Origin of the sequence: Leptobacterium meishanense (assembly GCF_037645805.1) — a bacterium.
In the GTDB taxonomy this organism is placed as follows: domain Bacteria; phylum Bacteroidota; class Bacteroidia; order Flavobacteriales; family Flavobacteriaceae; genus Leptobacterium_A; species Leptobacterium_A meishanense.
Genome location: NZ_JBBEXE010000007.1, coordinates 56,262 through 77,947, shown reverse-complemented (window position 1 = coordinate 77,947; position 21,686 = coordinate 56,262). Strand labels below are relative to the sequence as shown.

Here is a 21,686-nt window from a genome sequence, read left to right as displayed (position 1 = left end):
TACGTATGGTGTGGAATATTATACGACTCCTTGTGCCAGCATAGCATCTGCTACCTTTATAAAGCCTGCAATATTTGCTCCTTTTACATAATTGACATATGAATCTTTCTTACCATATTCCAAGCAGGATTTATGAATGTTTTTCATAATTCCTTTTAATTTCTCATCTACTTCTTCACGTGTCCAGCTATATCGTAACGAATTTTGTGCCATCTCTAATCCTGAAACGGCCACACCTCCTGCATTGGATGCCTTACCAGGTGCGAAAAGTATCTTAGCATGATGAAATGCTTCTATAGCTTCTGGCGTGGAAGGCATATTTGCTCCCTCGCTCACACAAATACAGCCATTTTTAATTAATTGCTTGGCATCATCTCCGTCAAGCTCATTTTGAGTAGCACAAGGCAATGCAACATCACATGCTACTTCCCATGGGGTTTTACCTTTATGGAACGTCGCTAATGGATATTTATCTGTATATTCTGAGATTCTTCCTCGTTTTTCATTTTTCAAGCTCATTATAAATGCTAACTTTTCTTCATCTATTCCCTCTTTATCATAAATATAGCCTCCTGAATCTGAAAGGGTAACTACTTTCCCCCCTAGTTGAATAACTTTCTCCGCCGCATACTGTGCAACATTCCCTGCTCCGGATATCACTATTGTTTTTCCTCTTATTCCGTCACCTTTTTCAGTCAACATATTTTCTGCGAAATATACATTTCCATAACCCGTTGCCTCCGGTCTGATTAACGATCCCCCCCAAGAGATTCCTTTCCCTGTTAATACTCCGGTAAACTCATTTCTAAGCCTTTTATACTGTCCAAACATATAACCAATTTCACGGCTTCCCACACCTATATCTCCTGCAGGAACATCAGTATTAGGGCCTATATGGCGAAAAAGTTCTGACATAAAGCTTTGACAAAACCGCATAACCTCATTATCCGATTTTCCTTTGGGGTCAAAATCCGAGCCTCCTTTTCCTCCTCCCATTGGCAGTGTCGTCAAACTATTTTTAAATACTTGTTCAAAGGCTAAAAATTTAAGAATGCTCAAATTTACAGAAGGGTGAAACCGAAGCCCTCCTTTGTAAGGTCCTATCGCTGAGTTCATCTCTATACGATACCCCCTGTTTATTTGTATCTCTCCCTTATCATCTATCCATGGAACCCTGAAGGTAATAATCCTTTCCGGCTCTACCATTCTAAGTAAAATATTGTTTCCATGGTACATATCGCTTTCTACGATATAAGGAATGACTGTTTCAGCTACTTCTCTTACGGCTTGTAAAAATTCGGGCTGATGCGGGTCTCTGGCCATAACCAGTTCCAAAAATGCGTTGATCTTTTTTTCCATTTGGTATTATCAAAAATAAAGTTTGCAAAAAACCTTTTTTATATAGGGGCAAATATACGTTTTATGCAAAAAAAAGTGCTGATTTTTTTGAAATTCTCCATTACAGATTTTACATCGTAGATACTAAACCACTCATCAGGTTTTTTTCATTCATATCCCCTTTCATAGATATCTTTAGTTATCATTTTTTGTTTCCTTTTATGAAAACCATATACAGCATACTATTTTTCTTGTTTTGTAGCCTCTCTTTAATTGCACAACCGAAGAATTTTTCAAATGAGATAGGGATCGCTGCTGAGCTTGCCGGTTTTGTTTCTGATTATAATGATTTTGACCTTGATAATTATAGCGGAAATATTGGGTTTTCCATTAGTATAGTTCATTTTATGTCTTTTTCTAGTATCGGTGGCGATTGTTACTCAAAAGGCAAAAATGGATTCTTTCATAATCATTTTAAAGTCCGCAATGAGGTTTCTTATACGAGAAGTAATTTGAAACACTACGGGAATGCCGTTGATGAAAACAATACCTCTGTATTAGCGCCTCAGTTAAGAGGTATGCGAGGGGAAACCACTATTTTAAGTATTGGTTCTTCTATTGAGTTTTATCCATGGAGTATAAAAAGAACTGCGCTATTACTTCCACATATTGGAATCGGTGTTCGGTACAATCACTATAATCCAAAAGTCTACTCTACAATAGGTATACTTGGAGACCCTGCTATTACACCTCCGCGTTATTTAAATGGTTTTAATAATGACAGTGGTTCTGCTTTTTCCATTGTAGGAAATGCCGGAATGCGCATTCGGATTTCTGCAAAAAGTGATGTGTTAGCGCAAATAAAGCTCCAATACTTTTTCTCAGACTGGATAGAGGGGTTAAGGCCTGATCCTACTCTTTTTCCTGAAAACAAACAGAACGATTTTATTTTTGGCGGAGGTATTGGGTATATCTATTATTTAGATTAACCTATGGCTTGTTCTAAATCATTAATTAAGTCTTCCGCGTCTTCAATTCCCACACTTAAACGGATTAAAGAGTCTACAATTCCTGATTTTTCACGCTCTTCTTTTGGTATACTTGCGTGGGTCATGCTTGCCGGATGCCCTGCCAAAGACTCTACACCCCCTAATGACTCTGCAAGTGTAAATACGCTAAGCTTTTCTACTATTTTAATAGCGTCTTCGTAATTTCCTCCTTTTGGCACAAAGGAAATCATTCCGCCATAACCCTTCATTTGCTTCTTCGCAACTGTATGGTTTGGATGGTTTTCAAATCCAGGCCAATATACTTTTTCTACTTTTGGATGTGTCGCCAAATACCTTGCCACAGCTTCTCCGTTTTCACAATGGCGTTGCATGCGTACATGCAATGTTTTAATTCCTCGTAACATCAAAAAGCTGTCCATCGGACCACAAACAGCCCCACTGGCATTTTGTATGAAGTACAGTTTTTCCGCTAATGTTTTATCATTTACAATCAAAGCTCCCATAACTACATCACTATGTCCTCCTAGATATTTCGTTGCAGAATGCATCACAATGTCAGCACCTAAATCTAAAGGTTGTTGTAAATAAGGGGTTGCAAAAGTATTGTCTACTGCAAGTAATACATTATGTTTCTTAGCCACTTTCGATACTGCTTCAATATCAATAATATTCATCATAGGGTTGGTTGGTGTCTCTACCCAGATGAGTTTCGTGTTTTCAGTAATGTATTTTTCTATCTTTTCTGCATCTTCCATTCCTGTAAAATGAAATTTAATCCCAAAATTTTGAAATATTTTGGTAAACAACCGGTAACTTCCTCCATACAAGTCATTGGTAGAAATGACCTCGTCTCCCGGTTTTAAAAGTTTTATAATGGCATCAATTGCTGCCAGCCCACTAGCAAAAGCCAACCCATAGCCTCCATTTTCAATACTTGCTAATGACTTTTCCAATGCATTTCGAGTGGGGTTGTGCGTCCTGGAATATTCATATCCCTTATGCCCTCCAGGGGTTGTCTGTGCATACGTAGAAGTTTGGTATATAGGAGGCATTACTGCACCATATGCTTTATCATGCTCTTGTCCTCCGTGAATGGTTTTTGTGTTGAATTTCATAATATTATTTTTCAAAAAACTTCACAAATGTACCGTTTCCTTTTGGGGATTGCAACGAACTTTTTAGCTTTATTGATTCTTATTATATAGCAAAATATAAAAAATGAATAGGTATTTTATAAATAGTTTAATAGTTATATTACTTTTCAGTTGTTCCAACGAAAAAACCTTAACATTTAATACTTTAGAAATAGAATCGGAAGAATGTCCCCAATGTCCTGAAATAGCTATTGCTATTCCCAGGGCTAGTTCCTCATCGAATGCTGCTACTGAGTTAAATGCTTACCTCTCTGAGTGGGTTATCGAATTGTTGAATTATCCCGAAGAAAACACCCCAGAGACCATTGAAGGTGCTATTGTTGTTTTTAAAAACTCTTATCAGGAATTGCAAGATGAGTTTTCTGAAGCTGTCCCATGGGAAGTAGCTGTAGACGGGATGGTTACTTACCAATCAAAAAGATATGTTTGTATACAGTTAAACTCCTATATTTCTACAGGTGGGGCACATGGTTATGGCGCTACGCACTTTTTGCTTTTTGATGCCCGGAGTGGAAAGCCTATAAAATTTAATGATCTATTAACGGACAAGAAAGGGTTCATATCCTATGCAGAAATAATGTTTAGGCAACAGGAAAATGTCCCATTAAATGAAAATATTAACAGCACCGGGTTTATGTTTGAAAATGATGCCTTTTATCTCCCTGAAAATATTGGCCTTACGGATGAAGGACTTGTTCTTCAATACAACCAGTACGAGATTGCTTCATATGCTGATGGACAAAAAATGATTATACTTCCATATGATAAGATCCTTTCATTTATTGAATTGAAGTAATTCTCTCTTTATTTCATTTTTTTTATCATTGAGTTTAACTATTTTTCTAAAAACCGAATTATATTCCACATAAAAGATTTTTCTTTGTACCGGTTTTTAAGCGTTTATCAAAAAATGAAAAAGATATATCACCTGAGTACCTGTGATACGTGCAAGCGTATTTTAAATGAGTTACAACCATTAGATGGATTCTTATTTCAAGACATTAAAAATGAGGCTATTACAAAAATTCAACTTGAAGAAATACGCCAAATGACAGGAAGTTATGAGGCTTTATTTAGTAAACGTGCCCGACTCTATAAAGAGCGAGGGTTAAAAGACAAAAAACTATCAGAAAATGATTTTAAAAGTCTCATCCTAGAGCATTATACATTTCTGAATAGACCAGTCATTATTGTAAAGGATCAAATTTTTATAGGAAACAATAAAAAAACAATAGCTGTTGCTAAAGAAGCTATTCATGGATAAAAGGACACTTGCAATTTTTGCTGCATTAGGTGCTGCTATCATTTATGGACTAACACATACTATTGCTAAAAGTGTAATCCCACACTATGTGCAACCTTTTGGGTTCATCTTATTGCGGGTATTAGGTGCGGGTATTTTATTTTGGTTAATTAGTTTTTGGGGACCAAAAGAAAAAATTGCGACTAGTGATTGGTTAAGAATATTGGCATGTTCCCTTTTTGGAATGACTATCAACATGCTTATGTATTTTAAGGGATTAAGCCTTTCTACCCCTATTAATAGTTCTGTGATTATCACTATTGCACCTATCTTAGTAATGCTTTTTTCTGCATTTCTTATTAATGAAAAAATTACCTGGCTAAAAACAACCGGTATTTTCTTTGGATTAGTAGGAGCGCTTTCTTTAATCCTTTTTGGGGCAGAAATACGGCAAGATGCCCCTAATATTCCTTTAGGAAATACCATGTTCCTCATTAATGCTACTTCATATAGTATTTATTTAGTGATGGTCAAACCTCTTACTGCAAAATACCATCCTTTAACATTGATGAAGTGGTTATTTCTTGCTGCTTTGCTTTTTAATTTCCCTGTTACTATCTCTGAATTTATTGAAATCCAATGGAGCACACTTCCATACGATGTTATCTGGAAAATGCTTTTTGTAGTTGTCGGAACTACTTTTATGACCTATTTATTGAATATCTATGCTATGAAACAGCTTGCTGCTTCTACCATTGGTGCTTTTATTTATTTACAACCATTAATAGCCATCTTTTTTGCTATTGTTGTTGGTGCAGACGCTCTAAATTTTATAAAGCTGGTAGCTGCTATAGCCGTATTTATTGGCGTTTATTTAGTTTCTAAAAAACCTAAACGAATCACAAATCAACAGGGCGCTTCATAAATTTTCGAGTATCTTCTTTGGTCAAAATTTTAAAATGGTCCGGACGGACTACCTTATCAAATAAATTAACCAGCTCTTCCGGTAAATCAATAAGTTTACGGCTCTCCAAGCTTATCCATCCGCCCATCATATCACAAGAAGCAAAATTCCGCCCTTTTTCATTGTAGAAGTTGTGATTGAATTCGAAAAAAGTTCCTGTTTCACTTAATCCTGCTAACTCTAATGAAACCCTTACAGGTTTTCCGGCAAATACTTCTCTAAAATAATACATATGTTCATAAAAAACCACAGGCCCTATATGGTGTTTTGCGAGTACCTTATGATCAAAACCATGCGCTATCAAAAAAGACATACGAGTATGCGCAGCAAAATTTATATAGGATGAATTTGCCAGATGCCGATTGGCATCCAAATCATTCCAACGAATATCAAACTCTTTAAAATACATAGCAGTTTATTTATTATGCGTGCATAAGAAATATAAAATTAAGCTGATTTTTTTAAAACCAATGTATCTTTGATGAAAAAATATAAATGCCGATTATCCCTTCCAAATATAATCCTCCATTGTTATTTAAAAATGGCCATTTTGCTACCATATATTCCGGCCTTATAAGAAAGGTTGAAAATGTTTCTCAAGAACGGGAACGACTTCACCTCCCTGATGGTGATTTTATGGATATTGACTGGTCTTATTCTTCTAAAAAACCGGAACGATTGGCAATTATACTGCACGGACTTGAAGGAAATGCAAAGCGACCCTATGTATTAGGGGCTGTAAAAGCTTTTTGTGAAAATGGACTTGATGTTGCCGCTATAAATTTTAGAAGCTGCAGTGGAACGATAAATAAATTATACAGGTCATATCATTCAGGGGTTTCAGAAGATTTGGAAGCTATTATAAATCATATTCTAAAAACCAGAGGTTATTCTCATATTATTATTAAAGGATTTAGTTTAGGAGGCAATGTCACATTAAAGTATCTGGGGGCACATAAAAATATCCCAAAAGAAATAAAAGCCGGTATTGCAATTTCTGTCCCATGTTATTTGTATGGTTCCATGCTTCAACTGCATACGTTTAAAAATACCCTATACAATAAAAAGTTCAAACGTGATTTATTATACAAGCTAAATATGAAGCAGCAACTATTTCCTAATAAAATAGTTAAATCTGATATTCAAAAAATTAAAACCCTTAAAGATTTTGACGATGTTTATACCTCTAAAGCACATGGATTTGAAAATGCGTTGGATTATTATGAAACAGCCAGTTCGTTACCATTTTTGCCCAATATTAAAATTCCAACGCTTATATTAAATGCTAAAAATGATTCCTTTTTATCGGAAGAATGCTTCCCAACAAAAATAGCCGGTCAAAACAAAAGCCTGTATCTGGAAATTCCTAAATATGGAGGGCATGTAGGGTTTTATGATAAGAAAAATGTATACTACAATGAAAAAAGAACTATTGAGTTTATCAACTCTTTAAAAATATAAAAAACATTTCACTACATTAATTTTTTTAGGATAGATAATCTCCCCTAATCTAAAAAAATAGTTAGATAGACAAGTATATAATTACTATAAAGTATATGTTTTATGTAACTTTGCGTAACTCATTAACTATATAGCTGAATGATACAATCTATGACCGGTTTCGGGAAAAAAGTAATACAAATTCCCGGGAAAAAAATTACTATCGAAATTAAAGCCCTCAACAGTAAAACATTGGATATAAATGCACGAATGCCTGCTGCTTACAGAGAAAAAGAGTTAGACATACGAAATACCATTGCGAAGTCATTAAACAGAGGGAAAATAGATTTTGGACTTTATATTGAATTAAATGGAGAAGAAACCTCATCACAATTAAATGAAAATATTGTAAAACAATATATGAAGCAATTAAAAAATGTCGTAGATAGCGATGAAGTAGAGTTGCTCAAAATGGCGGTTAGAATGCCCGATGCCTTGAAAACAGAGCGAGATGAAATAGATGATAATGAATATGCTGCTATTAAAGAAGCATTGGAGAGTGCTTTAAAAGACCTTCATACATTCCGATCAGAAGAAGGGAAAGTATTGGAAAAAGATTTCATCAAACGGATAAATAACATTACCTCTTTGCTTGAAAACGTGAAAAGAATAGATCCTGAACGCATCCAACAGGTTCGGGAGCGTTTAGATAAAGCTGTTGCGGAAATAAAAGAAAATGTAGATACCAATCGGTTTGAACAAGAGCTTATCTATTACTTAGAAAAATTCGACATCACTGAAGAAAAAGTACGCCTTGCCAATCATCTAAATTATTTCATAGAGACCTTAAACTCCAGCGATTCCAATGGGAAGAAATTAGGGTTTATCACACAGGAAATAGGACGGGAAATCAACACTATTGGTTCCAAAGCCAACTACGCGCCCATGCAACAGTTAGTAGTACAAATGAAAGATGAATTGGAAAAAATAAAGGAGCAGCTTTTAAACATTCTCTAAATGAAACAAGGAAAGCTTATCGTTTTTTCAGCACCTTCAGGAAGTGGAAAAACAACTATTGTAAGACATTTGTTAGGGTTTAAAGAATTAAATCTTGAGTTTTCCATTTCTGCAACTTCCAGAGAAAAAAGAGGAAATGAAAAAGACGGTATTGATTATTATTTTCTTTCTTTAAAAGATTTCAAACAAAAAATAAAAAACGATGAATTCTTGGAATGGGAAGAGGTTTACAGAGATAATTTTTATGGTACATTAAAAAGCGAAGTACAACGTATATGGAACAAAGGCAAACATGCTATTTTTGATATTGATGTAGTGGGTGGACTGGACATTAAAAATGCATACCCTGAACAAACTTTAGCTGTTTTTATAAAACCCCCAAGTATTGAAGAGCTTAAAATACGGCTCAAAAAGCGAAAAACAGAATCAGAAGATAAAATAAACATGCGAGTCGCTAAAGCTTCTATAGAATTGGCTACCGCCCCTCAGTTTGATTTTATCATCGAAAATAATGATCTAGAAACCGCAAAAAAGGAGGCTTACCAATTGGTTGTGAATTTCTTGAAAAAAGATTGACATGCAAAAGAAAATAGGGCTTTATTTTGGGACTTTTAACCCTATTCATATTGGTCATATGGTAATCGCTAATCACATGGCAGAATATAGTGATTTAGATGAAGTGTGGTTTGTAGTAACGCCCCATAACCCCTTTAAAAAAAAGAGCTCATTATTAGATGGCCACCACCGTTATCAAATGGTATATGAAGCTACAAAGGACTATGCTAAATTAAAACCCAGTAATGTTGAATTTCATTTGCCACAACCTAATTATACAGTACATACATTAGCCCATTTGCAAGAAAAATATCCCGGTTTTGAGTTTTCATTGATTATGGGAGAAGACAACCTTCACAATTTCCATAAGTGGAAAAATTACGAGGTTATTCTTAAAAACTACGATATATATATATATCCAAGAATTTCTGAAACTACTGCAAACGTTCTTTTTAAAAACCAATCAAGAATTCATTATGTTGATGCGCCTATTATGGAAATTGCGTCTACATTTATCCGAAAAAGTATCGGTGAGGGCAAAAATGTACAACCTATGCTTCCGGAGCCTGTTTGGAAATATATTGATGAAATGAATTTCTACAAATAAAAAGGAACCGCCCTCTTGCAGTGTGCTTAAGGGCGATTCCCAAACTAACCAACCAAAAAAATCAACTAACTTTTATTCCTAAAAGTTCTATCATTTCTATTATAACGATTTTCGTTCTTAATCCGTATTCAAATAATTATAATTGAATGTTAAAATTTACAAGCTATCATTTGTTAAAAATGATTCAATTACCATGCCATTTTTTTATTCACTTCCTCTATTTCTTCCTCTCTAATCTATTTTAATTACTTTTGGCAAAAAGAACACTTCTTTTATGGATAGTTCAATAAAGTTTGCTGTTTTTGGAGGGGGAAGTTGGGCTACTGCCCTTGTAAAAATACTGTCAGATAATCTGCCTGAAGTTGGGTGGTATATGCGGAGCGTATATGCAAAAGAACATATCTTGAATGCCAAGCATAACCCAAACTATTTGAGTGCAGTTGAATTTCACACAGATAAATTGAAGTTGAGCAATGATATAAATGAAACTGCTTCATACGCTGATTATCTGATTTTTGCAATTCCTTCAGCGTTTCTAAACGAAGAATTACAAAAATTAAAGTCCTCTTTAGATGATAAAGTCATCTTTTCTGCCATAAAAGGCATTGTTCCGGAAACCGGACTTATTGTAGGAGAACATTTTCATACTACTTACCATATCCCATATGAGAATATTGGTGTTATTACTGGCCCTTGTCATGCGGAGGAAGTTGCCTTAGAACGGTTATCATACCTTACCGTTGCGTGTTCAGATAAGGAAAAAGCAGAAATCATGGCAAAAAGCCTAAACAATGATTATATCAAAACGAAAATATCTGATGACATCGTTGGTACAGAATATGCTGCTGTCTTAAAAAATATTTATGCCATTGCTGCCGGTATTGCGCATGGGTTAGGGTATGGTGATAATTTTCAAAGTGTATTGATGAGCAATGCTATCCGTGAAATGCGGCGCTTTATAAAACGGCTTCATAAGATGAAACGAAATATTAATAATTCTGCTTATCTGGGAGATTTATTAGTTACCGGATATTCTGTTTTTAGCCGTAACCGTATGTTTGGCAATATGATCGGTAAGGGCTACACGGTGAAAAGTGCCATGATGGAAATGAATATGGTTGCCGAGGGGTACTATGCTGCCAAAAGCGCACATCTTATTACGTCCTCTCAAAAAAGAAGAACAAAGACCCCTATCATTAATGCTGTTTATGATGTATTATATGAAGGGAAAGACCCTAAAAAAGTTTTTAAAAAGCTAGCTGATAAGCTCGACTAATTTGTTAGAAGTTACACGTTGTGGAAATCTACAAGGTTTATTCATTTTACTACATTCTATCAAAGCTGAAATCCGAATGTTTTTCTATTTCATTATGCATAACATCTCGATACCTTTGGATGGTGGCATCATCTACCTTAAATACTGATTGATATTCTTTCAAAATGGGCTCCAGTAAATCCCTGATACTGTTGATGTCAAAATACATGCGCCCGGTCCTTCTTATAAAGAAATCCATAGGTGTTTGTACCATTTCATAATCTACACCAAAAAGAAATTCTGCTTTTGCCATCCGAATATAAATATCTTCATCTTTCAATATTTCGTATATTTCTAAAATAGTAGTGGTTTGGTGACCATAAGCAGATACTAAAAACCATGCGTCGTATTCTTTAAACCCTTCCCTTTTTATACGTAAAAACACCTCTTCTATATAATCTTCTACATCTTTATACTTTTTAAATCCTTCATTGCCACATAGTGGTGTCTCATCTGTATAATTTTTTTTTGTCTCTATCCCATAGTATTTTTCTAACTTTTTCGCTACACGGTTCACTACTCTTTCTGCCATTTTACGATATCCGGTAAGCTTCCCCCCTGCTATGCTTATCAAGCCCGTCTCTGATTTAAACATCTCATCTTTTCTGGAAAGTTCAGAAGCTGATTTCCCTTCTTCATGGATAAGGGGACGAAGTCCCGCCCATGTAGATACAATGTCTTCCATCTCTAAATTGATGCTAGGAAACATATTGTTGACTGCCGAAATAAGGTAAATAGCATCGGCAAGGTCTACTTGTATTTGGTCTTTATTGTCATAGTAATTAGTGTCTGTAGTCCCTACATAAGTAACTTTCCCACGGGGAATGGCAAATATCATCCGGCCATCGGGCACATCAAAATAAACCGATTGCTTAACGGGAAGTTTTTCATGCGGAAATACTAAATGAACCCCTTTTGTAAGGTGCAATTTTTTTCCTTTTTTTGAATGGTTGATCTCTCGCAGCTCATCCACCCATGGGCCAGCTGCATTGACTACATATTTGCTCTTTATCTCATAAACCTTTCCTGTAATTATGTCCTCTACTTTTACTCCTTTTACCTGTTCATCTTGATATAAAAAATCAACTACTTTGGTATAATTGATTGGAACGCCTTCATACTGAAGAGCTGTTTTAATGTTTTCTATGGTAAGGCGTGCATCATCTGTGCGGTATTCTGCGTAATATCCTGCGCCTTTTAAAATCTTTTTGGGTAGCAATGGTTCTAATTGCAAGGCTTCTTTTTTGTCCAGCATTCTCCTCTGATCATCTCCTTCTACCTGTGCTAAGATATCGTACACTTTAAGCCCTATAGATGTGAGCCATTTACCATAGGAACCATGTTCAATCAAAGGTAAGAGCATCTTCTCCGGAATTACCAAATGAGGTGCTAATTTGTGCACAATAGCCCGTTCGGAGCCTACTTCTTTCACTAACCAAAAATCGAACTGTTTTAAATACCGCAATCCTCCATGAATGAGCTTGGTTGATTTACTACTGGTTCCCGAGGCAAAATCATTTTTTTCAATAAGTGCTACTTTCATCCCTCGGGAGGCTGCATCGAGCAGAATCCCGGCTCCGGTAATCCCTCCTCCGATAACCACTAGGTCAAATTCGGTTTCGTTAAGTTTTTTAACCGTTTTTTCTCTTTCTAAGTTTGAAAATTTAATCTTCGTCATGCCAATTTTTTGTTCGTGTTATGGCTTTTTGCCATCCTTTATATAATTTTTTTCTTTTTTCTTCTGTAAAGGTTGGAATGAATATTTTATCTGCTGCTCTATTTTTTGTAATGGATTCTTTGCTCCATAACCCAACGGTAATCCCTGCCAAATAAGCTGCTCCTATAGCTGTTGATTCAATTACTTCAGGTCGGTGTACCTCTGTGTTCAATATATCTGCCTGAAACTGCATTAGAAAATTATTGGTGCACGCACCGCCGTCTACATTCAAACTTTTTAGTTCAATTCCTGAATCTTCCTGCATGGCATCTAAAATGTCTTTTGTTTGGTAGGCCAATGCCTCTAGTGTTGCTCTTGTAATATGTGCTTTTCCCGTATCGCGTGTTAATCCAAAAATAGCTCCACGGGCATACATGTCCCAGTAAGGAGCTCCCAACCCTGCAAAGGCAGGGACTACATATACCGGGTTATCACCCTCAACTTCTTTTGCAAGCTTTTCGGAATCGGAAGCCATTTCGATGAGTTGTAAGCCATCGCGTAACCATTGAATGGCGGCTCCGGCAATAAAGATACTTCCTTCTAAGGCATAATAGACTTTGTTATCCAACCCCATGCAATGGTGGTAAGTAACCCTTTTTTGGATATTTGAAGGGTTTCTCCTGTATTCATTAACATAAAGCACCCGGTACCGTAGGTGTTCTTGGCTTTCCCTTTTTGGAAACAGGCTTGTCCAAATAACGCCGCTTGTTGGTCGCCTGCGATTCCGGCTATCGGGATTTTTGTCCCTTCCAATATATACTTTCCAAAATGATGTGCTGATGGTTTTACTTCCGGCAACATACTTTTGGGAATGTTCAATTCTTTTAAAAGGGTTTCATCCCATTGCAGTTTTACAATATCGTACAGCATTGTTCGGGAAGCATTGGAATAATCGGTTGCATGAACTCTCCCGTTGGTTAAGTTCCACAACAGCCAACTGTCAATCGTCCCAAACAACAAATCTCCTTTTGCTGCTTGTTCTTTTGTTCCTTCTACATGTTCTAATATCCAGCTTATCTTTGTGCCAGAAAAATAAGAGTCGATGACTAAGCCGGTAGTTTCTTTTACATATTTTTCCAGTCCTTTTTGTTTAAGGGTTTCACAAATTCCGGCGGTACGTTTGTCTTGCCAAACAATAGCATTGTAAACGGGTTCTCCGGTATTTTTATTCCAAACTACGGTAGTTTCTCGTTGATTTGTAATGCCAATCCCCTTTATTTGGGAGGCTTGGACCTGGTTTCTCTTTACTAATTTATGAAATACGCTTAACTGTGTTTCCAGAATTGTTTTAGGGTCATGCTCTACCCATCCTGGTTGGGGAAAGATCTGTTGAAATTCTTCCTGGGCCATATCCACAATTTTTCCCTTTTTATTGATGAGAAGTGCTCTTGAGCTAGTGGTTCCTTGGTCTAGGGAAATGATGTAGTGTCCAGGCATAGTAATAACATAGCAATGAACTCTAAAATTAGAGTTTTAAAGGGAGTCTGGCAAATTATAAAAATGATGAAATGGTTAACTTTTTTCGAGCGATGGTTTGGTAAATTCGTATTCCCTCTCCACTAAACAGATTCTTACTTTGTACCAACTATACCAAGCTGTTTTCCCTTTTTGCTGTGCAAAAAGGTGATCCGTATGTTGTTTCCAATTGGTAATGGCTTCTTTGCTTTCCCAATAGCTTATGGTAATGCCAACCTCATCGCGGGCATTTTCGACTCCTAAAAAACCGGGCTGTTGCCTTGCCAGTTTTTCCATTTGCTGTGCCATGGTTGCATAGCTATTATCTCCTTGGGTACGAATAGAGGTAAAAATAACGGCATAATAGGGTTTGGAAGGTTTCATTTGTGTACTATTTTTAAGGTCTCACAGGTTTTGAAACCTGTGAGACCTTAAGTTTAAATGTTTTTATATCAACTACTGAACAACCTCTACCCACTGCCCCCTAGTACGCACCATAAAATCATTGTCGTACATAGCTTCGCATTGGATGCCTGGCAAGTAATACCTGCCTAAATAGGATGCGTTGAGCAATATTCGGAAGGTTTTGCTTTCGTACTTCTTTAAATCGAAATAGAAATTCACACGGTCATCCCGGATATCGGTATAAGTTGCGCTGTTTTGATCAAAATTGCCAAAATCAGTAAATCGGGTATTCACGATTTCCCATCCGCTGGGGAATATTTCCGTTAATGCAATATCCTTTACTGTCTCTCCTTTTTTGTTAGTAATCGTTACCTCAGCAACAAAATCAGTCCCTTGTGATAGTTGTGAAATATTCAAGGTACTGCCGTTTCGCCCTTTAAAACTAACCTGAGCTGTGAAATTGCGTTGTTGCACCTGCTCTTGGCCTACTGGTAGTATCCCCGATGAGATCACACGAACAAACACCTTATTGTCTTTATTGTTTTTGAGTGTAAGCGTATTAGCTCCATCCTTAATTTCCAAGGTTCTTTCTGCTAATGCTTTCGGCGAATCTACATCCGTTGTTTTTCCATTGATAGTGAATGATGTGTTCATGCCTTTTCCTCCTATATATTCCGCAAATTTTGCCATTGCCAATAAGCTGTAGGAAGTACTCTGCGTGCTCATCCAACGGTTTTCTGAAAGGGTTTTGGCAATGGTTTTTGCCAATCCTTGTGCGCGGACTTTATCTTCTAAAAGTACTACTGTTTCTAAAGCCATTGCCCGGTTCCTATCAGTAGAGCCATAGGTATAATAATCATATTTTACAGGCTGATAGTTTATATTCGCCTTACTAAATATCTCCTTAGCAGCACCTTTTTGTCCAATAAGTGCATAGGTAGCTGCCAAACGGTGCTTAGCTTCGTTTGAAATACCTGACGATTCACGCAAACGGTTCATGGAGGCTACGTCAGGGCTTCCTGCCAATGCCATCGTGTATAACCGATAGGCTTGTGCCAAGTCGGAACTGTTTTGTGTTTTTCTCCACTGTTTGGCCGCCTGTTGCTGATAACTTATCCAACTGTTCTTAAATCCAATAGGCATTACATAGCCCTTCCTTTCTGCCTCAATTAGGAAATGGCCTGCATAACTACTCCCCCAATCGTTGGCGTAGTTTTGTCCTGACCAATAAGAGAACCCTCCATTAGGCAATTGGTAGTTAGATAATTGTTTTATGGCACTTTCTACATGGGCTTGTACTTTCTTTTTCTTATCTAATGTAAGATCAAATATGTCTCCTAAATACAACTGTGGAAACGCTCCTGAGGTAACTTGCTCTACACATCCATGTGGGTATTGGATGAGGTACTTTAACCTTCCTGTGAAATCCATTGGGGGCAATGTAGACAATTCTATTTGTGCCGAATTGCTTCCAGCCATTCCAAAGGTTTCTAACGTGATTTCCTGCGTGCCATTAGGATCTAAAACAACTTCTTGGGCGGTGTTGGTCACCGGATTGGGGTTCACTACATCTATTTCTACTTCATAGGATGCTTTTTCACCATTTCCTGAGGCTTCTACTACTACTTTCCCTATACCATTGTAATCAGCAATATCCAAATCAAAATAGACCATTTTTTCATCTGGTTGATTGAAAGAAATTTGCTGTGAAGAGTTTCCTGCAATGGTAAATGATTTGTCTCCTTTTACTTTAACAGTTACATTTTTCACGTTGTTTTCCATAGCGAAGACCGTTACCGGAAGGGTCACTTTTTCTCCAGGCGTAATTTTTCTCGGTAATGATGCTAAAACCATCAACGGTTTTCGTACCGGTGTTGTTTTTTCCACATTTCCATAGGCTTCATTGTCAGGGTTTCCTGCAACAACCATTGTCCGGACGGAACCGATGTATTTTGGAATTTTAATTTGATGTGTTTTAGATTTTCCTTTCTCTAAACTATAAGGCCCCATATACACCACCATGGGTTTAAAACGATTGGCTTTTTTGTTTTTAGCTCCGGCTACTTCTTCGTCTCCTCCTATAGCAAATACTTGGTCAATACGCCCGCCAAATGCGCCAATTACATCATCGTACACGTCCCATGTTTTTACACCAAGGGCTTCTCTTGCATAAAACTCATCCCATGGATTCGGGGTTTTAAACCGGGTTAAATCCAATAATCCTTCATCTACTACTGCAATGGAATAGGTCATTGCTTTCCCTTGTTTTTCACTTACTTTTACTTTAATGGTTTCCTCAGGGCGAATCACATCAGGCATAGCTATTTGCGGCTCCAATTTGGTAGCAGGGTCTTCTACCAAAATAGGAACTACCCCATATAGCCTTATGGGGAGGTCATTCGCTGTAGTCGCATGAGGCTGAAGCAAGGTGATATGAATGTATACATTGGGAGTGAACAACCCTTTTATGGGAAGTTCAAACTTAGTTTCTCCTTCCTGAGATGTCACCCACATGGATTCTAAGACTTCACTGCCATTTTCTACGGTCACCAATGCCCGTCCTTCTCCACTGCTTGGGAAGGTAACAATTGCTTTTTCACCTACGTTATAGGCTTGCTTATCTGTAGAGAATACCAACATGGTGGCTGCAGAAGGATCATTTTTACGTGATTTTCCTGCCCATCCCGGCCAATCTATATAAATAGCTTTTCCGGTGGCATGCCCTCCATTAGGATCCTCTACCCTTACTAAGTAACGGCCCCATTCAGGATATTTAAGTTCAAAATCAAATGTTGCTTTTCCGGAGGCATCTGTATTAATGGTTTTGTTAAAGACTTTCTCTCTATAACTACTGCTGTTATAAGAAGACAGGTTGTCTGCTGAAGTGTCCCACCACCAGCGCCATTTCACTTTATGAATGGTAACTTTTAGGTTTTTAGCAGGTTTTGGATTCCCTTCCTCATCTACAGAAACAACTTCAAACGTATGTTTGGTGTCTGTGAGCAACATTCCTCTGTTTTTATCTCCTTTTGGAACATTTAATCCTATATAAGTTGAATATGGCGAATAGGTCTTTGTGAATACATCTGTACTGAAGTCACCTCCATTTTCATACACTTTAGCAATAAAAGATGCCTTAAGCATTCCCGGAGCTTTGTCATAGAACTGAGGTTTTACTGTGAAAGTGGTTTTTCCTTCTTGATCTAACCTTCCGTCAAAAACTACCTGATCTTCGGTGTAGAAATACTGGGACGGATCGTCAAATACATAGCCCGGGAATTGTTTAAACGCAGTTTTTTGAGTACTAAAGCGCCCTTGCACATCTACTTTTAATCCTTTAGCAATAGCCCCATGTAGCCATGTCACTTCCATAATTCCCCTTATGGGTTTTACAGAAGAAAGTATTTCAGAATCAAATTCCGTTTTTATTTTTAACCGGTTAGGTTTTATAGTTTCAATCTTTAGATACTTGCTGAAGCTTGCGCCCCCTACCGATATTTTTGCCCGCCAATTTCCGGTAGGTGCATTTTCATCTGTGCTTACTGTAAAACGATAGAAATTATTAAGCCCATTGGTTTGTATTTCCCTGTGAGTTACTTTTCCATAGGGATCACTCAATTCAAACTTTACCGGATGGTTTGCAGGAAGGTCATTAGCTTTGTCGTTCAACATAAAGGATAAAAACAAGGTGTCTCCCGGACGCCATACCCCTCTTTCTCCATACAAGTATCCTTTAATGCCTTTTTGCAACCGTACCCCCGAAACATCAAACTTACTTACAGAAAGAACATTCCCGTCATTCAATTTTACATAGGTTTTTTGATTGTTCCGTTCTGCTATGGCAAAGAAGGCAGGGTTGTCTGCATCAAAAATGGAAGTTCCATCTGCTTCTGTAATAACACTCCCTATTGCTTGTTGTTGGAAGTTGTAGAAGGTTACTTTTACCCCTTCTACAGGTTGTGTAGAAACTATATCGTTGACACTCACAAAATACGATTCGTTCAACCCTTTTTTAATGGTAACCCCTAAATCGGAAGCCAATACATTGATTGCTACTTTTTTGTTCCGGTAATAGGATGTGTGGCAAGGATTATCGCGTTCACTCCATCGATAGTCATAATCATAGTAATAGTCATCATAATAATATTCTTCTATATTGTCCCATGAGCTAAATTCTTGTGCTTCATCATAATTTTCTTCTGTATGGTTTTCTTCATTGAAATTAGTTGCATCACATTTATATGAGCTGTACGATGGTCTAAAATTGAGTTCTACTCTATAAATAGCTCCCGGTTGTGGGGTAATGAGTTCTTTTAAATCTATGGCATAGGCCTTCCATTTCCCGTTATTTGTTGTGAGCTTGTCTTCTAATGCGATCGTTTTCTTTGCAATGGGCCGCGCTACTGATCTCAAGTCACCATTTCCATCTAAATTTTGGTATTGTAAAAATTGAAGAATATTGTTCTCAAAGATTTTTATAACGGAAACATCTACTTTTTTAAGGTTGACGGCTTCAAAATTGACCTTCAAATTATTTGATGATGGTAAAATGGTCCCGCTTTGCAACAGCCGTACTTCAGGCTTTAACTGTTCAAAAGCAATCTGTTCTGCAAATTTGTTCTTAAGTTTATAGCCGTCCGTGCTTTCTATCCCTTGAAATATTTCCAACAATGCTGTTCCTTTGATTTCAGGGTTTGGATATACTTTTAGTACATTTCCTTGTGTGTTAAACTTAAGGCTTTTTGCTCCCTGTAATGCAACCAACCCATTAAAGTTCTGGTTCTTTTTTAAGGGGTCAGAAAAATTAATTTCCATGTACTGGTCTTCTGTGTCATTTACAGAAACATCTACTACCGTAAAATTATTTTTTCCCGGGATGAGAATACTTGCGTCCCCTTTTATCTCTATATTAAAAGCCCCTCCATCCCATTCAATATTTATTTCAGAGTCTTCTGTAAACCTCTGAATGCTATCAATAGTGAAGAAAAATTGTGTGGATTTTTCTGCAGTTTCATCAAACTTTATTTTTAGTTTTTGCCCTTCTTGTGTAGCTTTTACCAATTCTTTTGCTGTTGCAATTTTTAATTGATCACTGCTACGTATAGTCCCTTCAATATATTGCCAATCTTTACTATATGATTGAAGTTGCGTAGTGTTTACATTGAATTGTTGCTTTAGTGTTTTGACTTTGAAAGTGAAGGTTTTCAGTTCAGAAGGTATTTTTTCAATAATGTCTTCTAATTTCAAAGCATATTCATATTCCGTATCCTGATCAAAGGGGTTCTCTGGTACAAAAGCAATGGTTTGGTTGTTAAGTGCCACTACTTTTCCTTTTACTTTAGGAGAAACTGTAAATAGGTTATTGTTCAGTTCTTGATTGCTTTCCCAACCTGCAACGGGTTCACGTAACACAACCCGAACATCAGAATGTGCGGAAATAATCCCTTGAGAAACATCGGAAACATATTCCCGGAACTTATGAACGTTATCTATTTGCTCCTGAATATCATTTTTCTTGTCTTTACAAGAAAAAATCCCAAGTACAATAATGGTTAAAAGTGTAAGTTTTTGGATTCGCATGGCACAATAGTTTTGGTTATGATTTTGTTTTTGTGTCATTTCGAAGAAGCATAGCGACTGAGAAATCTGTTTTTTTAATACTTTAGATTTCTCATTCCGATAGTCATCGGAATTCGAAATGACGTTATGTTATTCTTTATAAATTCCTATATATAGTTCCTCTTTTGCGTTCATGGAAGCACGGTACATGCCGGCAGTATTGAACTCCATAGCTACATTGCCTTCATGGTCTATAGCAATAATCCCACCATCTCCTCCCAAAGCGGGCACTTTTTCCTGGATAACCACTTTGGCAGCTTCCTGTAAAGTAAGACCTTTGTATTCCATCAATGCAGAAATATCATATGCCACTACATTCCTTATAAAAAATTCGCCCCACCCGGTAGCAGATACGGCACAGGTTTTATTGTTTGCATACGTTCCTGCGCCAATGATAGGTGCATCGCCTATTCGTCCCCATTTTTTATTTGTCATTCCCCCGGTAGAGGTACCTGCAGCTAAATTCCCGTTCTTATCTAATGCCGCACAGCCAACCGTTCCAAACTTAACATCCTTAATTAAGGGATCATAAAAGGAAATTTTTTTGTTCTTTTCTGCTTCTCTTTTTTGCGCCCTTTTTAAAGATTTCATCCTATTTTCTGTATAAAAATAAGACGGCTCTACCATTTCTAATCCTTGCGCTATAGCAAAAACTTCTGCTCCTTCACGGGCAAGCATTACATGTTCTGATTTTTCCATCACAGCCCTGGCAAGGTCAATTGGGTTTTTTACAGTAGTTACACCTGCTACGGCCCCCGCATTCAATGTTTTACCATCCATAATAGAAGCATCGAGTTCATTCTTTCCTTCATTGGTAAAAACAGCTCCTTTTCCGGCATTAAATAATGGGGAATCTTCCAGTACATTAATTGTTTTCTCTACCGCTTCTATGCTAGAACCTCCATTCTTTAGTATGGCATGGCCAACCTTTATTGCTTCTTCTAATTTCTCTTTGTATGCCAATTCCAGTTCAGGGGTTATATTCTCTTTAAGAATAGTCCCCGCGCCTCCATGGATGACAATGCCAAAATTGTCCGTAGTTTTGCTGATTCCAGCTATGGCGTGATTATTTTCACTTTTTGAAGCTTCTGAAGTTGTTGTTTGTTTACACCCAATAAATGAAGCGAACGATAATGCAATAAGAAGTATTGGTTTTTTCATAAATATTTTAGTCAGTGGTCTAAATTTAAGAAAATACACGAATAAAATTCTTTTATTTTTTTAATTAATTTTTTAGCTCCTTGATAAATCTGTAATTTTAGAAATCAAAAAGCGTTCCATATGGCTATTCAAAAACCTTTTACCCTCATTAAATGGATTGACGAACACAGGTATTTGTTAAAACCTCCGGTGGGAAATAAAAATTTATATGTGGAATCTGAGGATTACATCGTTATGGTGGTAGCAGGTCCTAATGCTCGAAAAGATTACCACTATAATGAAACGGAAGAGCTTTTTTATCAATTGGAGGGTTCCATTAAAGTCCTCATTCAGGAAAATGGCGAACGAAAAGAAATGGAATTAAATGCGGGCGATATGTACTTGCACCCGGCAAAAGTTCCCCATTCCCCTGTCCGGCCGGAAGGTTCCATAGGATTGGTCATTGAACGGAAACGTGCTGGAAAAGGCTTCACCGATGGTCTTTTATGGTTTTGTGATACTTGCAACCACAAACTGCATGAGGTTTATTTTGAGTTGCACGATATTGAAAAAGATTTTCTTCCTCACTTCAAAGATTTTTACGATTCAGAAGTATTAAGAATCTGTAGTAATTGTGGAACTGTGATGTCCGTAGATCAACGGTTTGTTTAAGAAATTTAATTTGTACTTTCGCAAATAATTTAACA

General features: G+C 37.0%; 19 protein-coding genes. 10 read left to right on the top strand and 9 right to left on the bottom strand.

Features of this window, described 5'->3' with window-relative positions:
- Positions 1–18: 18 nt before the first annotated feature.
- On the bottom strand, positions 19–1,359 hold the full coding sequence (gdhA, locus tag WBG21_RS09015) for an NADP-specific glutamate dehydrogenase (RefSeq protein ID WP_340077074.1): 1,341 nt from the start codon (positions 1,357–1,359) through the stop codon (positions 19–21).
- 200 nt (positions 1,360–1,559) lie between these two features.
- Here gdhA and WBG21_RS09010 point away from each other — a divergent pair, with 200 nt between their 5' ends.
- Positions 1,560–2,327 (top strand): THC0290_0291 family protein, encoded by a 768-nt coding sequence (locus WBG21_RS09010; protein ID WP_340077072.1) that lies wholly within the window; start codon positions 1,560–1,562, stop codon positions 2,325–2,327.
- On the opposite strand, the gene WBG21_RS09005 is transcribed toward WBG21_RS09010, so the two are convergent.
- Complete coding sequence (locus tag WBG21_RS09005; protein ID WP_340077070.1) at positions 2,324–3,463, bottom strand: cystathionine gamma-synthase; 1,140 nt, start codon at positions 3,461–3,463, stop codon at positions 2,324–2,326. The two genes, WBG21_RS09010 and WBG21_RS09005, sit on opposite strands and share 4 nt — an antisense overlap.
- A 103-nt stretch (positions 3,464–3,566) precedes the next feature.
- Between WBG21_RS09005 and WBG21_RS09000 the strand changes: the two genes are divergently transcribed.
- The 3 genes from WBG21_RS09000 (at position 3,567) to WBG21_RS08990 (ending at position 5,670) form a co-directional block, all read left to right on the top strand.
- A complete protein-coding gene (locus WBG21_RS09000) occupies positions 3,567–4,298 on the top strand; it encodes a DUF3298 and DUF4163 domain-containing protein (RefSeq protein ID WP_340077068.1) in 732 nt (243 codons plus the stop codon).
- Between the two features lie 114 nt (positions 4,299–4,412).
- A complete protein-coding gene (locus tag WBG21_RS08995) occupies positions 4,413–4,766 on the top strand; it encodes an arsenate reductase family protein (protein ID WP_340077066.1) in 354 nt (117 codons plus the stop codon).
- On the top strand, positions 4,759–5,670 hold the full coding sequence (locus tag WBG21_RS08990; protein ID WP_340077064.1) for a DMT family transporter: 912 nt from the start codon (positions 4,759–4,761) through the stop codon (positions 5,668–5,670). Before WBG21_RS08995 ends, WBG21_RS08990 begins: the two co-directional genes overlap by 8 nt.
- Here the strand turns inward: WBG21_RS08990 and WBG21_RS08985 are convergent.
- A complete protein-coding gene (locus WBG21_RS08985) occupies positions 5,645–6,118 on the bottom strand; it encodes an acyl-CoA thioesterase (RefSeq protein WP_340077062.1) in 474 nt (157 codons plus the stop codon). The two genes, WBG21_RS08990 and WBG21_RS08985, sit on opposite strands and share 26 nt — an antisense overlap.
- 86 nt (positions 6,119–6,204) lie before the next feature.
- On the opposite strand from WBG21_RS08985, the gene WBG21_RS08980 reads away from it, so the two are divergent.
- The 5 genes from WBG21_RS08980 to WBG21_RS08960 all read left to right on the top strand — a co-directional run bounded on the left by WBG21_RS08980 (position 6,205) and on the right by WBG21_RS08960 (position 10,604).
- Entirely contained in the window at positions 6,205–7,170 is a 966-nt protein-coding gene (locus WBG21_RS08980) for a YheT family hydrolase (protein WP_340077060.1), read from the top strand.
- Positions 7,171–7,308: 138 nt separating this feature from the next.
- Positions 7,309–8,166 (top strand): YicC/YloC family endoribonuclease, encoded by an 858-nt coding sequence (locus WBG21_RS08975; RefSeq protein ID WP_340077058.1) that lies wholly within the window; start codon positions 7,309–7,311, stop codon positions 8,164–8,166.
- On the top strand, positions 8,167–8,742 hold the full coding sequence (gene gmk, locus WBG21_RS08970; RefSeq protein WP_340077056.1) for a guanylate kinase: 576 nt from the start codon (positions 8,167–8,169) through the stop codon (positions 8,740–8,742).
- 1 nt (position 8,743) lies between these two features.
- Entirely contained in the window at positions 8,744–9,328 is a 585-nt protein-coding gene (gene nadD, locus WBG21_RS08965) for a nicotinate (nicotinamide) nucleotide adenylyltransferase (RefSeq protein ID WP_340077054.1), read from the top strand.
- 274 nt (positions 9,329–9,602) lie between these two features.
- Positions 9,603–10,604, top strand: coding sequence for an NAD(P)H-dependent glycerol-3-phosphate dehydrogenase (locus tag WBG21_RS08960; protein WP_340077052.1), 1,002 nt, complete (start codon positions 9,603–9,605; stop codon positions 10,602–10,604).
- 49 nt (positions 10,605–10,653) lie between these two features.
- On the opposite strand, the gene WBG21_RS08955 is transcribed toward WBG21_RS08960, so the two are convergent.
- The 6 genes from WBG21_RS08955 to WBG21_RS08930 all read right to left on the bottom strand — a co-directional run bounded on the left by WBG21_RS08955 (position 10,654) and on the right by WBG21_RS08930 (position 21,000).
- A complete protein-coding gene (locus tag WBG21_RS08955; protein WP_340077050.1) occupies positions 10,654–12,321 on the bottom strand; it encodes a glycerol-3-phosphate dehydrogenase/oxidase in 1,668 nt (555 codons plus the stop codon).
- On the bottom strand, positions 12,308–12,934 hold the full coding sequence (locus WBG21_RS08950; RefSeq protein ID WP_340077048.1) for an FGGY family carbohydrate kinase: 627 nt from the start codon (positions 12,932–12,934) through the stop codon (positions 12,308–12,310). The genes WBG21_RS08955 and WBG21_RS08950 overlap by 14 nt, the downstream gene beginning before the upstream one ends.
- Positions 12,901–13,797 carry an FGGY family carbohydrate kinase gene (locus WBG21_RS08945; protein WP_340077046.1) on the bottom strand — a complete coding sequence of 299 codons (897 nt, stop codon included), beginning with the start codon at positions 13,795–13,797 and terminating at the stop codon, positions 12,901–12,903. The genes WBG21_RS08950 and WBG21_RS08945 overlap by 34 nt, the downstream gene beginning before the upstream one ends.
- Before the next feature lie 75 nt (positions 13,798–13,872).
- Complete coding sequence (locus WBG21_RS08940; RefSeq protein ID WP_340077044.1) at positions 13,873–14,199, bottom strand: antibiotic biosynthesis monooxygenase family protein; 327 nt, start codon at positions 14,197–14,199, stop codon at positions 13,873–13,875.
- Between the two features lie 72 nt (positions 14,200–14,271).
- The gene (locus tag WBG21_RS08935) at positions 14,272–19,800 is read right to left on the bottom strand and encodes an alpha-2-macroglobulin family protein (protein ID WP_340077042.1); all 5,529 of its coding nucleotides are present in this window, start codon (positions 19,798–19,800) and stop codon (positions 14,272–14,274) included.
- 129 nt (positions 19,801–19,929) lie between these two features.
- Complete coding sequence (locus WBG21_RS08930) at positions 19,930–21,000, bottom strand: isoaspartyl peptidase/L-asparaginase family protein (RefSeq protein WP_340077040.1); 1,071 nt, start codon at positions 20,998–21,000, stop codon at positions 19,930–19,932.
- A 120-nt stretch (positions 21,001–21,120) separates the two neighbouring features.
- Between WBG21_RS08930 and WBG21_RS08925 the strand changes: the two genes are divergently transcribed.
- Entirely contained in the window at positions 21,121–21,651 is a 531-nt protein-coding gene (locus WBG21_RS08925) for a 3-hydroxyanthranilate 3,4-dioxygenase (RefSeq protein WP_340077038.1), read from the top strand.
- The last annotated feature ends 35 nt before the right edge of the window (positions 21,652–21,686 follow it).